The sequence below is a fragment of the Staphylococcus sp. GDY8P72P genome (assembly GCF_016890655.1).
Classification (GTDB): domain Bacteria; phylum Bacillota; class Bacilli; order Staphylococcales; family Staphylococcaceae; genus Staphylococcus; species Staphylococcus arlettae.
In genome coordinates, this window is the sequence record NZ_JAFEQJ010000005.1 from 130,598 (window position 1) to 149,776 (window position 19,179).

The window sequence follows — 19,179 nt, forward strand, 5'->3', positions numbered from 1 at the left end:
CAGTCAGCTACTGCCAATGTAAAAAGAGACTAGGACGAATCAATATTCGTCCTAGTCTCTTTTAGTTATATTTATTTTAAATAATCTAATACTACTGTGCCCACTGCTTCAGCTGCAACTAATAATGACTTTTCATTAATGTTAAATTTCGGATGATGATGCGGATAAATTTTACCATCATCTGGTGCCGCACCTGCATAAATAAACGTACTAGGAAGCTCTTTAGCATAATATGCAAAATCTTCAGAAGGCGGTTGTGGTTCGCATGCTTCAACGGCTTCTATATCGGGTAATTCCGCGTTTTGTAACGTTGTCACTACATAGTCTGTAAAATCTGGATCATTATATAGTGCTGGATAATCGTCTGTATATTTTAGTTCACAAGTTACACCAAATGTTTCTTCAAGACCATGAACTAAACGCTTAACTTCTTTTTGAATCGTATGTTTCGTATCATCTGTTAACGCACGCACATCACCTTCTAATTCTACACTTTCTTTAATGACATTAAATTGACCTTTACCGTCAAAGGAACCAATCGTAACAACGCCTGTTTCAAAAGGATTTAATCTACGTGAAACAACAGTTTGTACCGAATTGACAAAATATGCCCCTGCCACGATACTATCATTTGCTGTATGAGGTGACGATCCATGGCCACCGCTACCCGTAATTTTTAATTTGAAGATATCTCTCCCTGTTTGTACATTGCCACTACCATATAGTACTTTTCCAGCTGGCATATGGCTCATCACATGAACTCCGAGTACATGATCAACGCCATCTAATACACCATCTTTAATCATCGCTTGCGCTCCACCTGGAGGTACTTCTTCAGCAGGTTGATGAATGACAATTACTTTACCTGTAAATTGATCTTTTAATTCAATTAACGTATCAGCTAAAATAAGCATGTATGCAGTATGTGCATCATGACCACAAGCATGCATAACGCCTTCATTTTTCGAACTAAATGATAGCCCTGTGTCCTCTTGAATTGGCAAAGCATCAAAATCAGCTCTTATAGCTAATGTTTTACCTGGCTTACCACTATCAATTGTCACTTTTAAGCCTTTGGGTCCTACATTGGTTTCTACCGTACAATCTTTACCTTCATAAAATTCTTCAATATACTTTGGTGTAGCTTCTTCTTTAAAAGATAATTCTGGATGTTGGTGTAAATATCGACGAATTTCAATCATCTTGTCTTCTTTTTCTCTCAATTTTTGTACTAATTGATTTACCATATTATGTTACCCCTATCAATGAATTTAATTACTTTATACACTATTAACTATAAATTAAAACATGATAGATTGCAGAGATTTACTTTATATCCTCTAGTATTATATTTCCTAATAACGATTAGCTCACACGCTGACCTTTAACTATTAGTCTTTAATAAACGATTTAAGGCTGGAACATAATTGTTCCAGCCTTAAATTCACGCCTTATTTCATTAAAGCAGTATGTGATTACAATTAACCGTGACGTAACTGAAAGAAAGTAACCACAATTGCTGCTATTTTATTATTTTCTATTTTGCTGTTCAATCACTTGCTCGATGATTTCATTAAGTTGTTTAATATTATCACTTTGTTGTTGTAATAATTGCAACAACGCTTCATCAGACGTGTTGTTTGGATCTGGTTGCTTAACATTTGCAGTAGTTGTTTGTTGTGATTGATATTGTTTTAGCGCTTCATATAAGAAATGTGAGTTCTGTGTTTGTTGAGCTATATTATTATAAATTTCTTTTGTTGCATTATCAACGTGCAGTGTATTGTTAGCATTAGCCGAAACGGATTGTTGATGTCCAGCTATATGGAAACTTCTATTATAAGTTTCAGTACTATTTGACGTTGATGCTGATTGTTTATGCTCTTGTAATGCATGTCCTTCAATATCAACATTAGGTAATATACGGTTCAACCAACTTGGCATATACCAAGAAGCTTTACCAAATAATTGCGTCAATGCTGGAACCAATAATAAACGGACAACAAATGCATCAAATAATACACCAAATCCTAGTGCAATTCCCATAGATTTAATCATGACATCATCTTGGAAAACGAAAGCAATGAATACACTGAACATGATTAACGCAGCGGCTACTACAACAGGTCCACTTTCTTTAATACCTACCTTAATAGAATGTTCATTATTGCGTGTTTTACTATATTCTTCATGAATACGAGACATTAAGAATACTTCATAGTCCATTGCAAGTCCAAATAGTAATCCTATCGCTATAACTGGTAAGAATGCTAGTAATGGTCCTGTAGTATCTATACCAAATATATTAGACAAGAAGCCTTCTTGCATAATTAATGTCGTAAAACCAAGTGTTGCTGTTAAGGATAACACAAATCCTAATACTGCTTTTAATGGAATAATAATCGAACGGAACACAACCATTAATAGAATGAAGGCAAGTGCTACAATTACTCCAGCAAATAATGGAATAGCTTCATTTAGTTTTTGAGACATGTCAATATTGATTACACTTTGACCTGATACTTCAGTTTTAAAGTCATATTTATCTTGTGCATCATCTTTATAATCTCTTAAATCATGTACTAAATCATTTGTAGATTGAGCATTTGGCCCTTTTTCTGGAATTACTGCAACTAGTGCATAATCTTTACTATCACTTAGTTGTGGTGGTGTTGTCATATCAACATTATCCATATCATTAATATCTTTGGACATGTCTTGTAAATCTTTTTGTAATTCTTGTGGATTATCTTTTTTATCTTTGACATTGACGAGCATTGCAATTTGACCATTAAATCCTTCGCCAAATTTATCTGAAATAATATCATAGGCTTTTTTCTGCGTAGTATCTGCTGGTTTCATACCATCATCAGGTATACCTAGACGCATATCTTTAACTGGTACTGATGCTAATACTAAAATAATAAGACCTATTAAAACTGCTGCTAACGGCTTACCAACAACAAATTTTGACCATGGTGTCTCAACATCGTTGGCAAATTCAGATTTAGCTTGTTTAGGCTGAATTTGTTTATGGAAAATACTAATTATAGCTGGTAATAATGTTAATGCACTGATAACAGCTACCAATACACTAATTGCTGAAGCATAACCCATAACTGCTAAGAAATCGATGCCTACAAGTGCTAAACCACACACAGCAATAATTACTGTAATACCGGCAAAGACAACTGCACTTCCTGCTGTACCTACAGCTAAACCTATAGCTTTAATATGATCGGTTTCTGTTTTCATAATTTGTCGGTATCTAAAGAGTATAAATAACGCATAATCTATACCAACTGCTAAACCTATCATAACTGCTAAAGTTAAAGTCACGTTAGGTATGTCAAAGGCATAAGTTAATAACGAGATAATACCAACGCCAGAACCTAAACCGATAAGTGCACTAATAATAGGCATACCAGCAGCTATAAATGAACCAAATGTAATAAGTAATACTACAAATGCCACAATAATACCTATAAGTTCGGAACTACCACCTATTTCAGTAGATTCCATACCTGAACCCATTAATTCTACTTGAACATTATGTTTATCTTCTAAGTCGTTTACTTTATCTTGTACGTTATCTTTATTGTCATCTGTAATAGAAGTCGCACTAATATCATAATTGATATCAGCAAATAATGTCGTTTTATCTTTACTTATTTGTTTACTTTCATATGGATCAGCTACATTTTTAATGTCCTTGTCACCGTCTTTAATATCATCTAACGTACTTTGGACATCTTTCATGACATCTTGTTTAACAATACCATCATCTGTATCTGATTTAATGACCGCACGAATTTGTGCTTTTTCACTATCTTGATCGAATTCTTCTTCAATCTTATCGTTAGTATCTAATGATTGAAGTCCATTCATTGTAATATCATTATCAAATTTAGGTGCATTAAATGTTAAAGGTATGATAATTGCTGCTAACACAACCAACCATCCTATAAGCGCCCACCATTTATTTTTGGCCATAAATGAACCTATTTTATATAAAAATTTTGCCAAGCTATTGCCTCCTTATTTAATCAACGTTATAGTCTAAATATATAGTGTAGATTATTTACAGTACTATACTACTAGTAATTCCCCCAATTTTAAAGAAATAATAATTATTATATGTATATTTAAACTACAAAAACAGGAGGATTGTAGAATGAATCATTCTGATTTACGTGTTATAAAAACGAAACGCGCATTATCACAAAGCCTTTTTACACTTTTAGATAAAAAGGAATTTTCTGGAATTACTGTTAATCAAATATGCGAAGACGCGTTAGTCCATCGTACCACATTTTATAAACACTTCTATGATAAATACGATTTATTAATTTATTTAGTCACTGACTTAACGAATGGCTTTTTCTCAGCTGACATTAGCGATCGTATTAATAAACCTTTTTCGACTATGTTTGAATCATTCACCAACGTAGAATTTTTAGAGCGCATTTCACGTAAACAAGAAAATGATCGAGAGCTTGAAGAAACTTTAGTAAATCATTTCATTACGGTTTTGCAGAATGATATTAAAAAAAATGAACACCGTATAACTGTTGATGATAAAATACCGAGCGAACTCATTTTTTACATTTACGGTTCTACATTGCATGGTATTATGTCTTGGAAAAATGATTACAATATGGATTTGTCACCACATGAATTAGACAAAATTTATCATACACTTATTAATATCAAAGTTCAGGATGATTAAGTTGGCATTTCTAACATAAAAAGCCCCGTTACATGCAAAGTGCAACGGGACTTTTTTAAATTAAAACATTAAATTAAAACATTTCTGAAACAACTTTTTGTTCTAAGAAATTTAACATGTAATCTGGACTACCAGTTTTGGCATCTGTACCAGACATTTTAAATCCACCAAATGGATGATATCCTACTACTGCAGCTGTACAACCACGATTTAGATATAAGTTACCTACATCATAGTCACGTACTGCTTTTTGCCAATTTTCACGATTATTTGTAATAACCGCACCTGTTAAACCGTAGTCTGTATCATTAGCAATTGTTAATAGCTCATCGAAGTTTGAACCTTTAACGAATCCAACAACTGGGCCAAAAATCTCTTCTTGCATTATTTGGTCTTGTGATTTTAGTCCTGAGATAATTGTTGGTTCTACAAAGTAACCTGTACTGTCATCAGTACCGCCACCTTGTTCTAAATTGCCTTCTTTACTTCCAATTTCTATATAGTTTTTAATTTTATCAAATTGTTTTTGGTTAATTACAGGACCCATATACGTATTGTTTTCTGTATTACCCACAGTTAAATCTTTAGTGAGTTTAACTGCTTTTTCCAACACTTCATCATATACATCCTTATGGACAATAGCTCTTGAACATGCAGAACATTTTTGACCTGAAAAGCCAAAAGCTGAAGAAACAATTGCTTCGGCAGCTAAATCTGTATCAATCTCATTATCTACAATAATCGCATCTTTACCACCCATTTCAGCGATAACGCGTTTTAAGAAATTTTGTCCTTCTTGTACTTTTGCAGCACGTTCAAAAATACGAGTACCAGTCGCTCTTGAACCAGTAAACGTCACGAAGTGTGTATGTTTACTATCTACAAGGTAATCACCAATTTCTTTCGGATCACCAGGTACAAAGTTAACTACACCTTTTGGTAAACCAGCTTCTTCTAAAATTTCAATTAATTTATAAGCTGTTAATGGCGTATCTTCAGCAGGTTTAAGTAACACAGTGTTACCAGCAACTACTGGTGCTAGAGTCGTGCCTGCCATTATTGCAAACGGGAAGTTCCATGGTGGAATTGTCACACCTGTACCAATTGGTTTATAGAAATATTTATTGTGCTCGCCTTCCCTATCTAATACGGGTTTACCATCAGCGAGTTCCATCATTGATCTTGCATAATATTCAATGAAGTCGATACCTTCTGCTGCATCACCAACTGCTTCGTCCCAAGGTTTGCCAGCTTCATAAACCATAACTGCTGAAATTTCTTCTTTACGTCTACGAATAATTGCAGAAACACGTAGTAAAAACTCAGCACGATCTCTGTGAGACCATTTTCTCCAAGATTCATACGCTTCATTTGCAGTATCAAAAGCTTTATCTACTTCTTTTTGTGTTGCTTTTGACACTTCTGCAATAATTTCAGTTGTTTTTGCTGGATTAACTGATTGATACGTATCATCTGTGTAAATCTTTTCCCCATTAATTACTAATGGAATTTTTTGGTTTAATTCACCTTTCACTTTCTTTAATGTTTCCTTGAAAGACTCAACATTTTGTTGATTTGTAAAATCAATACCTGGTTCATTGTGATAATTAACTACCATTTTTCTACCTCCATATCGTTTGTAAATAGAAAACTAAAATGGAAAAATCCATTTATTAGTTATATTCTAGCGATTCAAGAGTAGAATTGCAATCGCTTCCAACAATTTATTTTAAAATTAATATTAAGCTTACAATTTAATTCAATCGAGGGTTGCAAGTTTATTCTGTTTGATAAATTAATATGCTATTTGCTTCAGCGTAATCGAAAATTAATAATTTTTTACATTATATTTATATTGTGATTAAATTTAATGTGTTAAGCTGTTTATTCGATTAATTGAAATCACGTCATTAATTTAAAATACATAAAATACGAAGTGAAAGGTTTTGTTGTTCACATGAAAACTTATACCTCGGTTATTTTTTGGATGCGTGCCCTAGCTTGTTTGAGCATTGTTTTAATACATGCTATAACAACCACGTTTATTCAAAGCGATAATATAGGAAAAGGTACCTTAATCCGAGTCATACAATTATTATTAATGTTTAGCACACCCTTATTTGTGTTTATTTCTGAATTTTTACTAGCAAAAAATTATCATACTTCAATTAAAAAGGGCTTTTTCAAAGATAAGTTATTATTTCTTGGCATTCCTTATGTTTGTATAAATATAGGAATCTCTTATTTTTATTTTAAGCCAAAAACTTTTACTGAATTTTTAGGTTTTCTAGAATCAACAATGTTTCACGGAGCAGCAGTTACTTATTTCATTGTTATCATTCTGCAATTCTATATTTTGCATTTTCTATTTTCAAAGTATCTAGTCAATCGTAATCCTATCTTAATGGTTCTTTTTTCAGTACTATTTGCTACAGTTTATTGGGGCATTAGACAGTTTATTCCACAACCAGAATCGCCAATATTAGCTTGGTTCTGGGATCGTGAAGGTTGGATGTTATTCTTAGGTTGGTTGAGTTACTTTATTTTAGGTTTTTATACTGGTATATATTATGAAAAACTGATGGCTAATATTAAAAAATATACTTGGCCCATTTTGTTAGGTACTTTGCTAAGTACAGCATTTTTAATTTTCAATTATGTCTCAGGTGTTAGCACATGGGTAGAATCAAAACGTTTTGATATTCCTATCTATGTGACGATGATTATTTTATTATTTTTCTTATTTTCAGCGTATTTTAAATACGTTCCAAAATTCATCATTTTTATTAGTAACTATTCATTTTGTATATACTTGCTTCATTATTTCTTTGTTAATCAATTAGGATTATTAAGAGAAGATAGTGCTATTCGTAATATTGTTTTTACCTTTATAATTACGGTAACAGTAGCTATTTGTTTAGCATATTTAATCAATCAATTTAAATGGGGTAAATATATTATAGGTGGCATTGGCCATATTAAATATGACAAAGTATACGAGAGTTATAAACACGGCAAAGTTGATTAACATAGCAAAGCGTCCAAACATCCTTTACTATCAAGGTTATTTGGACGCTCTCTTTATGTATATTAAGCTTTGCGTTTTTGTTGTTTTCTTTGCTTTTGTTGCTTTTTTTGTTTTCTTTGTTTAGTGTTACGTCGACGTAACACTAACATAATGCCTGCAATAAACCATAATAATGATGAAACAACATTAACTGTTAAGACGTTAATAAGTGCAATTAAAATCAACAGAATGCCTGTAAATTTCGCAAATTTGCCCATCATTGTGACACTAAGCATCGCTATAATACAACATACTACACAAATTGCTAATACAAGTAATGCACCTTGCTTCATATAATCAAATAACGTACTAGGTGATAATTGATCAGTAAATTGTGCAATGTTTGGATTGTTATTGGCAGTTGCTATTAGTGGTAGCACTTTCTGTTTAATACTTGCATCATTGAGAAATGGTAATGCTAGCGCAGACGCCGCAATAACTACAAATTGCACTAAGATTCCTACCCAAGTTAATATTTTTTCTGTTGTTCGTTTCATGATTGTCCCTCCCTCAAACCAATTTCTTACGCTAATTATACATTTTTTATGTTGCACAAGGCAAAAGAACTTTAGACTGATTTTATTATTTGAGTTATTTTCAAGTAACTTTAGTATTTGTTCAAAACTAATAATTAAATATTTCTGCTAGAATAAGATTATAATTACAAGGGGGATTCATTATGAATATACAAAACGCATCACCAGAACAATTACGTCATTACATTCGACATGGTATGCTCGATGGACATACTAGTGGTTTAGCTAAAGGTTATGTACAAGCTAACGTGGTCATTTTACCTTCCGCTTATGCCTATGATTTTTTAAAATTTTGTTTTAGAAATCCTAAGTCTTGCCCGTTGCTTGATGTCTCAGAAGTTGGTTCTACTTCATTTCCATACTTTGCTAACTCTGCTGATATTCGTACTGATGTAGCTGAATATCGTGTTTATAAAGATGGTGAGCTCGTTGAAACACCTACAGACATCACACACTTATATAATGATGACTTAGTGAGTTTTTTAATTGGTTGTAGTTTTACGTTCGAACACGCTTTACTTGAAGCTCAAATTCCAATCCGACACATTGAAGAACAACATAATGTACCAATGTATATCACAAATATTCCAACCGCAGCTAGTGGGATATTTAGCGGTCCAACAACTGTAAGTATGCGTCCAATGACAGTGGCACAGGCCCTTAAAGCAACAGAAATTACTACTCGTTTTAAAGATGTACACGGTACACCGCTTCACTTCGGAGATCCTGAAACAATTGGCATTAAAAATATTAATAAACCTGATTTTGGTGAAGCTGTCACGATAAATACGAATGAAATACCTGTATTTTGGGGCTGTGGCGTCACACCACAATCTGTAGCACTTAACGTTAAACCACCACTTATGATTACTCATTCACCTGGTCATATGTTTATTACAGATATTCGTGATAGTGAAATGTCACAATAAAAGCAATCAAGCAACTACCAGTTAGTTATTACTGAAATTAGCTGTTCACATAACTCCAAAAATTTAACATCGTTTTAATTATTATAACTTTCATTTAAAATTATACAAAAATAAAGCATTTGGTACATTCATTAGTCCCAAATGCTTTATTATTTTATTCGCTATCTGTTTTCTAATTCTTGTTTCGTAATAATTGGATAGTTTTTAAATATTTTAGATGCGCCATATCCTACAATGAGTCCAATCACACCTAAAATGGCTCCATAAATAAGAATTGTAATCGGATTATTAAAACCAAACATCACTAAAAATCCTGCTAATGGTGTTGCGGTACCGGTAGCATCATTAATCATACCAGACGATGCAATAACTGCTCCCCCAAGTGCGCCACCAATAAAGTTAGCCGTATAAATCGGTACCGGATTCGCAGAAACAACATCTGCTTGTGATAACGGCTCAATACATACCGCAATCTTAGACTTACGGTCACCTAAGTTTAATTTATGGAACATAGTACCATTAATAAATGATGAACCAAATGATACCATTGCAGCAATAGCCATAGGTAAGCCTGTCATTCCTAAAAGTGCAGTAAGTGCCATAGAACTCAATGGTGCTGTACCTACAACTGTAATTATACCGCCCAATATCAGACCCATCACAATTGGATTTACATCCATAGAATTTTGAATAATGTCACCAATCTTCATAAGTGAGTTATTTACTAATGGAGTAACACCTGTTGCTAATAAGCGTGCTAATGGTGCTATTAATAAAATACCTACAATTAAATCAACACCATCCGGTACTCTTTTTTCAGCATATTTCATTACATAGCCTACGACGTAACCTGCAACGAAACCAGGTATAAGATCCAAACCACCACATGATACAGCAATAGCTAAAGCATAAACTGGAGACACACCGATAGCTAAAGCCACTAAGCCAGCTGCAGCTACACCACCTAAGCCACCAGCAGCGTCACCTAATTCCCCCAAAAATTTAATACCTAATAAATCTCCACCTACATATTTATGGAAAGCCTCTACTAAAAATGTAGCGATAGCAGCATTTGCCAAAGCACTCATTGCTTTCATACCACTAGGCGCTTTATATGTAAATAGCGTAAACAATGCTAATACTATTACTAAAAATATAGTCCCTATCAGAATATCCATGTACTTCTTTCCTCTCTTTTTCTTAAATAACTAATTATTTTTATATTGTCACGAATAATCATTTTAACATATTTTTTAATATATTCCGAACAATTTTATTTATTTAGTAATAAGCTCCGCGGAACATTTTATAATATTTATTAAATTTATATCAAAATATGACACAACTTTCCCACTAACAAGAATCAACTTAAAGAATATACAGTGTTAAATCACAGCAAACAAAATACCAACGTTAACTTTGGCATAGCAGTTGGCCATACTCAGTTAGTGTTGGTATTGTGATGTTGCTCTATTTTAATTTAATATGAAATAAACCTAGCCTTATGTAGTAATATCTTTCATTACTTTTGCTGGTGTACCCATAGCTAGTGACTGAGCCGGGATATCTTTGGTCACGACACTGCCTGCACTAATAACACTGCCTTCTCCAATAGTAACACCTGGCAGCACGACTACATTCGCACCCAACCATACATTCGGACCTATTGTAATTGGTAAGGCCTGTTCTAGACCTGCATTACGTTTAGTCGCTTCTAATGGATGATTCGCCGTATAAAGACCACATTTAGGTCCGATAAACGTGTTATCTCCAATATTAATAGTTGCACAATCCATAAAGTAACAATCGTGATTCACAAAAACATTTTGCCCTAATTTGATATTATAACCATAATCGACCATGAAAGGACTTAGCAGTTCTACTTGCTGTGGTTCATAGTTTAATAGTTGCGTTAAGATAGCTTGACGTTGTTCTAATGCACTAGGCTTAACTTGGTTCAACATATGACATAAATCTTTCGCATCCAGTCTTTCTTGTGCTAATTCTTCATTAAAATTAGCATCATACCATTCCCCGGCTAGCATTTTTTCTTTTTCATTCATCAAAATTGCACTCCCTTAATTTGCAAGCTGTTGTTAGCTTAAAAATAATAATAATCGATAAATTAGTGTGCCCGCATAGTTACCTATTACGTACCCTAGTGTTCCAATTATTAGGATAGGGCCAACTAAATTAGTCCATCGTTTGCCTATTGCTAACGCTGCTGCTGTTGTTGGTCCACCTGCAGTAGCATTACTAGCTAATAAAATTTCTTCTATTTTAAAATTGCACCATTTACCTATAACTAAGCTCAAGCCAAGATTAAATATCAATATAATAATGACAAAGATAAATAGTAATGGTGCTATGCTTATAATTGTAACAAATGAAGCTGGAATACCTATAACAACGAAGAATATATAAATAAAAAATGTTCCAATTTCTGAAGCACCGGCCAAACGCTCAAAAAAGTCTCCCCAAATTACGACGACTAACAGCGTAAACGTTGTTAACAATAAATAAGGATCACCAAAAAACGATACTACAATATTCCATATTAAATTATTGTTAGGTAACCATGCTTGTAGTACTTCAGATAATTTAAAACTACCTGCAACTAATAAAATCGCGCAAGTAATTGATAAAGCAATATCTAAAAGTTGAATTTTTTTAGGTTGCCAATAATTTTGTTGTTCTTGTTCGTTGTCAGTAGTTGCATAATCTGTATGATAATGACGTTTAATGATAGGTAATGCTGGTATCGCAATTAACAATAAAAAGTACAATGCCATTACACTATTATCAGCTACTACTGTAGCAGAAATCATCTCTTCAGGTGTATTAAGTTTAGCACTAAGTGCTGCAAAATTAACCCCGCCACCAATATAGCTACCAGTCATCATTGCACCTATTTTCGCTAAATATGGAATCCATTGTTGTAACACAATAAATCCAACCACCGTTCCTATCATAGTACCTACTGACGCAATTAAAAATATTACTAATAAACGTCTGCTTTCTTTCCATATTTTTATAATATTAGAATTAAATAACAATAATGGAATAGATAGTGGTACTACATAATCCCACACAGTATCATAAACCGGTGATGCTGTTGGTATAATTTTAAAATTGGATAAAGCCATAGCCCCTACTAGCGCAATAATTGCACCTGAAATAGTACTTGCCCATCGATAACGTTGTTCTAATACTAAACTTACCGTTGCCCATAAAATAATTATCGCCCATAGTAACCATGTGTCATCTTTTGCAATCACTGTCCCCACATACATGATATTCTCCCCCTCTTCTCCCATACTCAATCTATAATTTATTACTGCTTATTATTACTAAGATATAATGTTTTATCAATAATTTTCAGAATTTTTACTTTATATTACCGTTACATTATTGTGTAACTAAATTTAAATTGATATTCTTAACAATATCTTTTTAACATTCAAAGGGGTGGATTGTTATGAAACAAAGAATTGGGTTATTTCTCGGCCCATTACTATTTTTAATCATTTTATTTATTCCGAGTATTACAGGTTTGGACCATGCGCCACGCGCTGTCCTAGCTGTAACAGTTTTCGTAGCTACGTGGTGGATTACAGAAGCAATTCCCATTCCAGCAACCTCATTAATGCCATTAATTCTATTACCGTTAACAGGTGGTACCAATGAACAAGTTGCTGCCAATGCTTATGCAGATCCGATCGTATTTATGTATATGGGCGGATTCATAATTGCTTTAGCTATTGAGAAGTGGAACTTACACCGGCGTATTGCTATGACAATTATTTCTATGATGGGATCCAGCAGTAACCATGTAATTCTAGGCACGATGATTGCGACAGCATTTATTTCAATGTGGATTTCAAATGCTGCTACTGCACTTATGATGTTACCCATTGCTTTAGCGTTAATAGAAGAAATTAAAACAGCAAAATTTCTCTCACCAGAATCGGCACATAAATTTTCTAAAGCTTTACTATTAACTGTGGCTTACTCTGCTTCAATAGGTGGGCTTGCTACTTTAATCGGTTCAGTGCCGAATGCAGTATTTGCTGCCGTTGCCGCTTCAAGCTTAGATCGTTCAGTATCATTCGCACAGTGGATGCTCTTTGCATTACCTATTACTATAATTTTATTAATTGTCCTTTACTTATTACTGACTAAATGGCTGTTCAAAATCGATGATGCTGATCAAGTTTCTTCTGATTTTGCTAAAAAAGAGCTACATAACTTAGGTCCAATGTCTTACGAAGAAAAATTAACAGGTTTAGTCTTTTTAATCGTAAGTGTACTGTGGATTTCAAGCAGTGCCTTACCTGCATCACTACATTTATCTGATACAGTAATTGCAATGATTGGGGCAGTTTTACTGTTTTTAATTCCTGCACGTGCTGATAAAGGTGGATTACTCGTATGGAAAGATATGTCTAAATTATCATGGGGTATTTTACTATTATTTGGCGGTGGCTTATCGTTAGCTGCTGCATTTGAAGATTCAGGACTTACCAAATGGTTTGGAGGTATGTTAGGAATTGTAGAACCACTACCGCTTATCCTTATCGTTATTGTGTTAACTACAGGTATTTTATTCTTAACAGAAGTCATGTCTAATACAGCTGTATCTAATATGCTTATGCCTATTAGTATAGGATTAGCAGCAGCCATTAATCAGGATCCATTTTTCATTATGGGTGTTGTCGCTTTATCTTCTACTTGTGCATTCATGTTACCTATATCAACACCACCGAATGCAGCAGTCTTTAGTTCCGATGAATTAGACATGAAAGATATGATTAAAGCCGGTTTCATTTTAAATATATTTACGATTATTATCATTTCGTTCTTTGTTTATTTCTGGTTACCAATTGCTTTTGGTTTGTAATGACATATGTTACAGTATCATGCTAAGGTATGATTTCACTTTTATACTAAGGACGCATGTAATTAACATAAATCAAATGTACAATAGCATTATAAACTACTAAAAGGAGTCGCTAATTATGAAAACATTAATTAAAGGTGCCATTGCTGTCTTACTCATATTGGGTGTAGTAAAAACGTTCCAAGATTATAATGTGCCCGCGGAAGCTTCAAATTACTATAACCAAGTTAAAAACGGCGAAGTGTTACAGAATGTCGAGAACATTAATTTTGATTCACTCAAAAACCTCAATTTCGAAGACTTCAAACCTGCAGATTTCTTTTAACTAGTTTATATGTAATCTCTATCCAGTACTTGAAGTAATGGTAGCCATGTTCAATTACTTCAATCATTTGCAAATACTAAATAACTATAAATACACAAGCCTTAGGTGATTGTTCGCCCAAGGCTTATTTTTATATATTATAATATCGATAGTGCTTAGGTCTTACTCTTATAAGAAGTAGACTAACCGAAGGCTATAGTCTAAAGCAGTGCCCGCGGAAAGCGCGCATAAAAAACTGCCAACAAAGTCGGAAACTTTGTCGACAGTCTATAAGATGCCACTTCTTATTTTACTTACAAGTGCTAAATTCAAATAGCGTGCTTCACTGTTCTACTAGAATGTATAAATGACATTATGCCAAATATACAATATACAATGGAATAAGCTATCATCACAATGTATATTGGCAGCATTTGTTGTGTTCCCATAATTTGATTAAATGCTGTAGCTGCAAAGAATGCATGACCTAATGAAACGATAAGTGGTAAACCAAAATTAACCATTACTTTTAGACTTAACCCTCGTAACATATCTCGATGCGTATAGCCCATTTTACATAAAATACGATAATTTTCGATTTCATCCTCGGTTTCATCCATCTGTTTGATATAAATTATACAGCCAGATGCTACTAAAAAAGCCAGTCCTAAAAATGATGTCACAAACAATAATATACCGATAGATTGATGTACGCGATCTTGAATCGCATCACGTGTCTCAATTTTAGGTTCAATACTTTGCGATAAGTCTGTCGCTTGAGTCATATCGTCATGATTTTTTATCGTAAAACCATATTGTTTATTCGTCTCCTCGGCAGAAGATTTTAATGATTGATACAAGTTATCGCTAAGCAAAAAGACTGGTTGATTAAACGAGACCGTTGATTGAAAAGCGTTTATAGTTTTTTCTGTATTAAATTTAATCGCAACATCTCTGTCACCTTTGAAAACAATGTCCTGCCCCAGTTTAAAGTCATAATTACCTTGTGCCGATTTAGGCATGATGACTTGCCCTTTATGACCATGTGCCTCAATACCTTTAAAATACTTGTCACTTGTTATGACAACATTAGAAGTTTTAACATTTTGCGAACCAATGTTGAACACGTCTTGTTTTTTTATCGGCACATAAGCAACTTCTTTATACGCAATATTATAATCGATATTATGTTGATTCAATTGTTTTTCTAATTTCTTAGCAGATTGTTGGTCATTATAAACAATATCTTGCGGTGATTGCATATCAACCATATCGTCACCTTGCGCTTTATTTATCGCGCTAAAACATAATACAGTCACTGTGACAGCTGAAATAGTAGCTATAATTGTTAGAGATAAAGCATTCTTTTTCATACGATGCATTATCGAAGCGGTAAACACCACATCTGTAATAGATACATGCCCACGCTTAAAGCGTTTCAGTGATTTAAAAATAACCGATACGGAACTTCTGAAAAATAAATACGCCCCGCCTATAGTCAAAATTAAAATACCTGGTATAAGTATACCTACTTGAGTAATAAATTTAGAGAACATTTCTGTCGACAAATAATAACCTGTAGCTATCATAATAATACCGAACGCACCAGCTATTACTTCTAAGACAGTAATTTTTTTGTGTGTCGTATCAGCTTTCGCTTTATCATCCATCAGCGATAAAATACTACGTTTTTTAATAAATATATAACTTTGAACTAAAATTAAAACAAATGCAATGAACAGCATAATCGCAGTTTGGATAACTGCCATGTATTGAAATCCTATCGATACGCCTATACTTATTCCTAACATTTTTAAAACCATCATCAATAAAATTTTAGAACCAAAAATACCTATAAAGATTCCAACAAGTCCTGTCGAGATAAACATGACACTTTGTTCTATACATAAAATTCGTAACAAATGATATTTAGTGAGCCCAATCAATTGATACATCGCAAATTCTTTTGTGCGACGTTTAATAAATAAGTAATTTGCGTACATTAAAAATATAATTATTATTACGAATAAAAAATTAGCACCAATTTCTGCGCCTTTTTTAATTATCGTACTAGAATCTTCATTATTAATACTCCCTGTATACTTTAATGTCACAAAACTAAAAAACAACACGATACTCGTGATTAAAGAAAATATATACATACCGTAGTAACGTATATTGTTCTTAAAGTTCTTTAAAATAATTTGATTAAATGTCATTCACGACACCACCTAAGGTTGCTTGCATATGAATAATATTTCGATAAAATGCTTTGTTATTATCGTCACCTTGGTATAACTCGGAATGAATATTTCCGTCTTTTAGCATAATGACACGATTCGAATAACTTGCTGCTACTGGATCATGTGTCACCATAACAATGGTCGCATTAAATTGTTTATTCATGTCTTCTAATCTAAACAACAAATCTTGTGCACTTTTAGAATCTAATGCTCCAGTAGGTTCATCTGCGAAAATGATTGCAGGCTTATGCACAAACGCTCGCGCTGCTGCTGTACGCTGTTGTTGACCGCCAGAAATTTCACTCGGATATTTATCACGAATGTCATAAATACCCAATGCTTCAGTAATTTCATTAAAACTCTGAGTCATCTCTTCTTTAGACAATTTTTTTATAGACAGTGGTAACATTATGTTTTCTTTAACCGTTAACGTATTTAACACACTATAATCTTGGAAAATAAAGCCCACTTCACTTTTACGAAATGCTGCTAATTCTTTATTTTTCATTTTGCTAAGCTCATGTCCATTTATTTCGACAGTCCCACTTGTAATATAGTCTATAGAGCTTAAGACATTTAACAATGTTGTTTTACCTGAACCAGATGGGCCCATAATCGACACAAATTCACCTTTTTCAATGGCAAAATCTAATCCTTTTAGCACTTGTTGTTGGTGAAATCGATTACCGTAATTTTTAGTAAGTCCTTTGACATTTAATAATACCAACTTAAACACTCCTTTTTTGTTATTATCGATAAATCTATTGTATAGAAATTAAATTTTTTTCTCGTTGCATTCACCTAACAAATGACCTATCTCAAATGACAAAATTGTCACATCTGCACTAATTTTGCTATTTTCTCTATGATATAATAGTTAAATTGAAATCAAATCAAGGAGTAAAAAGCATGTTATCTAAATTAAAAAGAGAATGGCTAACTGACCCCGTTACTAATGTTTTAGCTGGTATCGTTGTCGCTTTAGCCCTTATACCTGAAGCGTTATCCTTTTCTATAATCGCCGGCGTTGATCCGATGGTGGGCTTATATTCCTCATTCATTATTGCAGTAGTCATTTCTATTGTTGGTGGACGACCAGCAATGATTTCAGCAGCTACAGGTGCTGTTGCTTTAGTAGTTGTTCCGTTAGTAAGAGATTATGGTGTAAACTACTTATTTGCCGCTACTATTTTAATGGGAATTTTACAGATTTTATTTGGAATTTTAAAAATCGGACGTTTAATGAAATTTATTCCAAACTCTGTCATGATTGGCTTTGTTAATGCTTTAGCAATATTAATTTTCCTTACACAACTCAAACATATTTTTGGCATTTCTATTGCTACTTATGTCTTTACCATTATTACCTTACTCATTATATATTTGTTACCTCAAGTATTCACACGTATTCCTGCACCATTAATCGCAATTATTTTATTAACCATAACAGCAATGTTAACTGGTGCAGATGTTAAGACTGTTGGTGATTTAGGTGATATCAAACGTACATTACCACATTTTTTAATACCAGATGTACCATTTACGTTTGAAACGTTGAAAATCATTTTTCCTTATTCATTGTCCATGGCTATAGTGGGCTTAGTTGAAAGTTTATTAACTGCACGTATCGTAGACAATGCTACTGATAGTTTTAGTAATAAAAACCGAGAATCTAGTGGCCAAGGTGTTGCTAATTTAATTACCGGCTTTTTTGGTGCCATGGGCGGTTGTGCTATGATTGGTCAATCTGTTATTAATGTACGTTCTGGTGCTACGACACGTTTATCTACTTTTACAGCTGGTGTATTTTTAATGATTTTAATACTAGTCTTTGGTGAGTGGGTCATTCAAATTCCTATGCCGATTCTTGCGGGCATAATGGTTATGGTGTCAGTAGGTACCTTCAATTGGAAATCTTTCAATTTTATAAAAAACGCACCACGTACAGATGCAGTAGTGATGTTGTTAACTGTCGCTATTGTCTTAGCTACAGATAACCTAGCTTTAGGCGTCGTAGCTGGTGTTATTGTCAGCGCATTGTGCTTTGCCACAAAAATTTCTAATATTACAGTTAAACGCAGTGACTCAGCTGATACGATTTACTATTCAATTAGTGGTCAAATCTTTTTTGTCTCTATTGATGCTTTAATGAATCAACTCGATTTTGATGTAACAAATAAAACAATTTATTTAGATTTTAAGAATGCACATTTATGGGATGACTCTGCTGTCAATGCCATAGATACACTTATTGAACAGTTTAACAAAAAGCATAACACTGTATACCTTCAACACTTGAATAAAGATAGTCATAAAATTATATCAGCATTAAGCGACATCAATAAAAAACATTTAATTTAAGATTTCCACTATGACTTTACTCGTAACGTGGTTGTTTGAAATAACAAAATTTAATAACTAGTATGCTAAGAGTAGAACCACGAAACCTAATATATAACTAGGCCGTGCGC

Annotated in this window: 15 protein-coding genes; 6 read left to right on the forward strand and 9 right to left on the reverse strand. The window is 33.4% G+C overall.

Annotated features, from left to right (window positions below):
* Positions 1–71: 71 nt before the first annotated feature.
* Complete coding sequence (locus JVU85_RS00995; RefSeq protein ID WP_204171590.1) at positions 72–1,247, reverse strand: M20 family metallopeptidase; 1,176 nt, start codon at positions 1,245–1,247, stop codon at positions 72–74.
* Between the two features lie 283 nt (positions 1,248–1,530).
* Positions 1,531–4,026, reverse strand: a complete 2,496-nt coding sequence (locus JVU85_RS01000) for an MMPL family transporter (RefSeq protein ID WP_204171591.1) — start codon at positions 4,024–4,026, stop codon at positions 1,531–1,533.
* 148 nt (positions 4,027–4,174) lie between these two features.
* Between JVU85_RS01000 and JVU85_RS01005 the strand changes: the two genes are divergently transcribed.
* Positions 4,175–4,729 (forward strand): TetR/AcrR family transcriptional regulator, encoded by a 555-nt coding sequence (locus JVU85_RS01005; RefSeq protein ID WP_107382354.1) that lies wholly within the window; start codon positions 4,175–4,177, stop codon positions 4,727–4,729.
* 73 nt (positions 4,730–4,802) lie between these two features.
* Here JVU85_RS01005 and pruA read toward each other — a convergent pair whose 3' ends face one another.
* The gene (gene pruA, locus JVU85_RS01010) at positions 4,803–6,347 is read right to left on the reverse strand and encodes an L-glutamate gamma-semialdehyde dehydrogenase (RefSeq protein ID WP_002508792.1); all 1,545 of its coding nucleotides are present in this window, start codon (positions 6,345–6,347) and stop codon (positions 4,803–4,805) included.
* A 339-nt stretch (positions 6,348–6,686) separates the two neighbouring features.
* Between pruA and JVU85_RS01015 the strand changes: the two genes are divergently transcribed.
* Positions 6,687–7,757, forward strand: a complete 1,071-nt coding sequence (locus JVU85_RS01015; protein WP_204171592.1) for an acyltransferase family protein — start codon at positions 6,687–6,689, stop codon at positions 7,755–7,757.
* A gap of 62 nt (positions 7,758–7,819) precedes the next feature.
* On the opposite strand, the gene JVU85_RS01020 is transcribed toward JVU85_RS01015, so the two are convergent.
* Positions 7,820–8,293 carry a DUF4064 domain-containing protein gene (locus tag JVU85_RS01020; protein WP_002508794.1) on the reverse strand — a complete coding sequence of 158 codons (474 nt, stop codon included), beginning with the start codon at positions 8,291–8,293 and terminating at the stop codon, positions 7,820–7,822.
* A 182-nt stretch (positions 8,294–8,475) separates the two neighbouring features.
* Here JVU85_RS01020 and JVU85_RS01025 point away from each other — a divergent pair, with 182 nt between their 5' ends.
* Complete coding sequence (locus JVU85_RS01025) at positions 8,476–9,261, forward strand: putative hydro-lyase (protein WP_204171593.1); 786 nt, start codon at positions 8,476–8,478, stop codon at positions 9,259–9,261.
* 161 nt (positions 9,262–9,422) lie between these two features.
* On the opposite strand, the gene JVU85_RS01030 is transcribed toward JVU85_RS01025, so the two are convergent.
* From JVU85_RS01030 to JVU85_RS01040, 3 genes are all read right to left on the reverse strand, one after another.
* Complete coding sequence (locus tag JVU85_RS01030; protein WP_107374035.1) at positions 9,423–10,439, reverse strand: PTS sugar transporter subunit IIC; 1,017 nt, start codon at positions 10,437–10,439, stop codon at positions 9,423–9,425.
* 324 nt (positions 10,440–10,763) lie between these two features.
* Positions 10,764–11,324: a sugar O-acetyltransferase gene (locus JVU85_RS01035; protein ID WP_107374036.1), complete on the reverse strand. Its 561-nt coding sequence runs from the start codon at positions 11,322–11,324 to the stop codon at positions 10,764–10,766.
* A 33-nt stretch (positions 11,325–11,357) separates the two neighbouring features.
* A complete protein-coding gene (locus JVU85_RS01040; RefSeq protein WP_142019355.1) occupies positions 11,358–12,554 on the reverse strand; it encodes a DUF819 family protein in 1,197 nt (398 codons plus the stop codon).
* Positions 12,555–12,739: 185 nt separating this feature from the next.
* Here JVU85_RS01040 and JVU85_RS01045 point away from each other — a divergent pair, with 185 nt between their 5' ends.
* Both JVU85_RS01045 and JVU85_RS01050 read left to right on the forward strand, forming a co-directional pair.
* Entirely contained in the window at positions 12,740–14,161 is a 1,422-nt protein-coding gene (locus tag JVU85_RS01045) for an SLC13 family permease (RefSeq protein WP_107376881.1), read from the forward strand.
* Between the two features lie 118 nt (positions 14,162–14,279).
* Entirely contained in the window at positions 14,280–14,486 is a 207-nt protein-coding gene (locus JVU85_RS01050; protein WP_002508801.1) for a hypothetical protein, read from the forward strand.
* A 308-nt stretch (positions 14,487–14,794) separates the two neighbouring features.
* On the opposite strand, the gene JVU85_RS01055 is transcribed toward JVU85_RS01050, so the two are convergent.
* A complete protein-coding gene (locus JVU85_RS01055) occupies positions 14,795–16,684 on the reverse strand; it encodes an FtsX-like permease family protein (RefSeq protein WP_204171594.1) in 1,890 nt (629 codons plus the stop codon).
* Positions 16,674–17,435 (reverse strand): ABC transporter ATP-binding protein, encoded by a 762-nt coding sequence (locus JVU85_RS01060; RefSeq protein WP_204171595.1) that lies wholly within the window; start codon positions 17,433–17,435, stop codon positions 16,674–16,676. The genes JVU85_RS01055 and JVU85_RS01060 overlap by 11 nt, the downstream gene beginning before the upstream one ends.
* Positions 17,436–17,617: 182 nt before the next feature.
* On the opposite strand from JVU85_RS01060, the gene JVU85_RS01065 reads away from it, so the two are divergent.
* Entirely contained in the window at positions 17,618–19,069 is a 1,452-nt protein-coding gene (locus tag JVU85_RS01065) for a SulP family inorganic anion transporter (protein WP_103388533.1), read from the forward strand.
* The last annotated feature ends 110 nt before the right edge of the window (positions 19,070–19,179 follow it).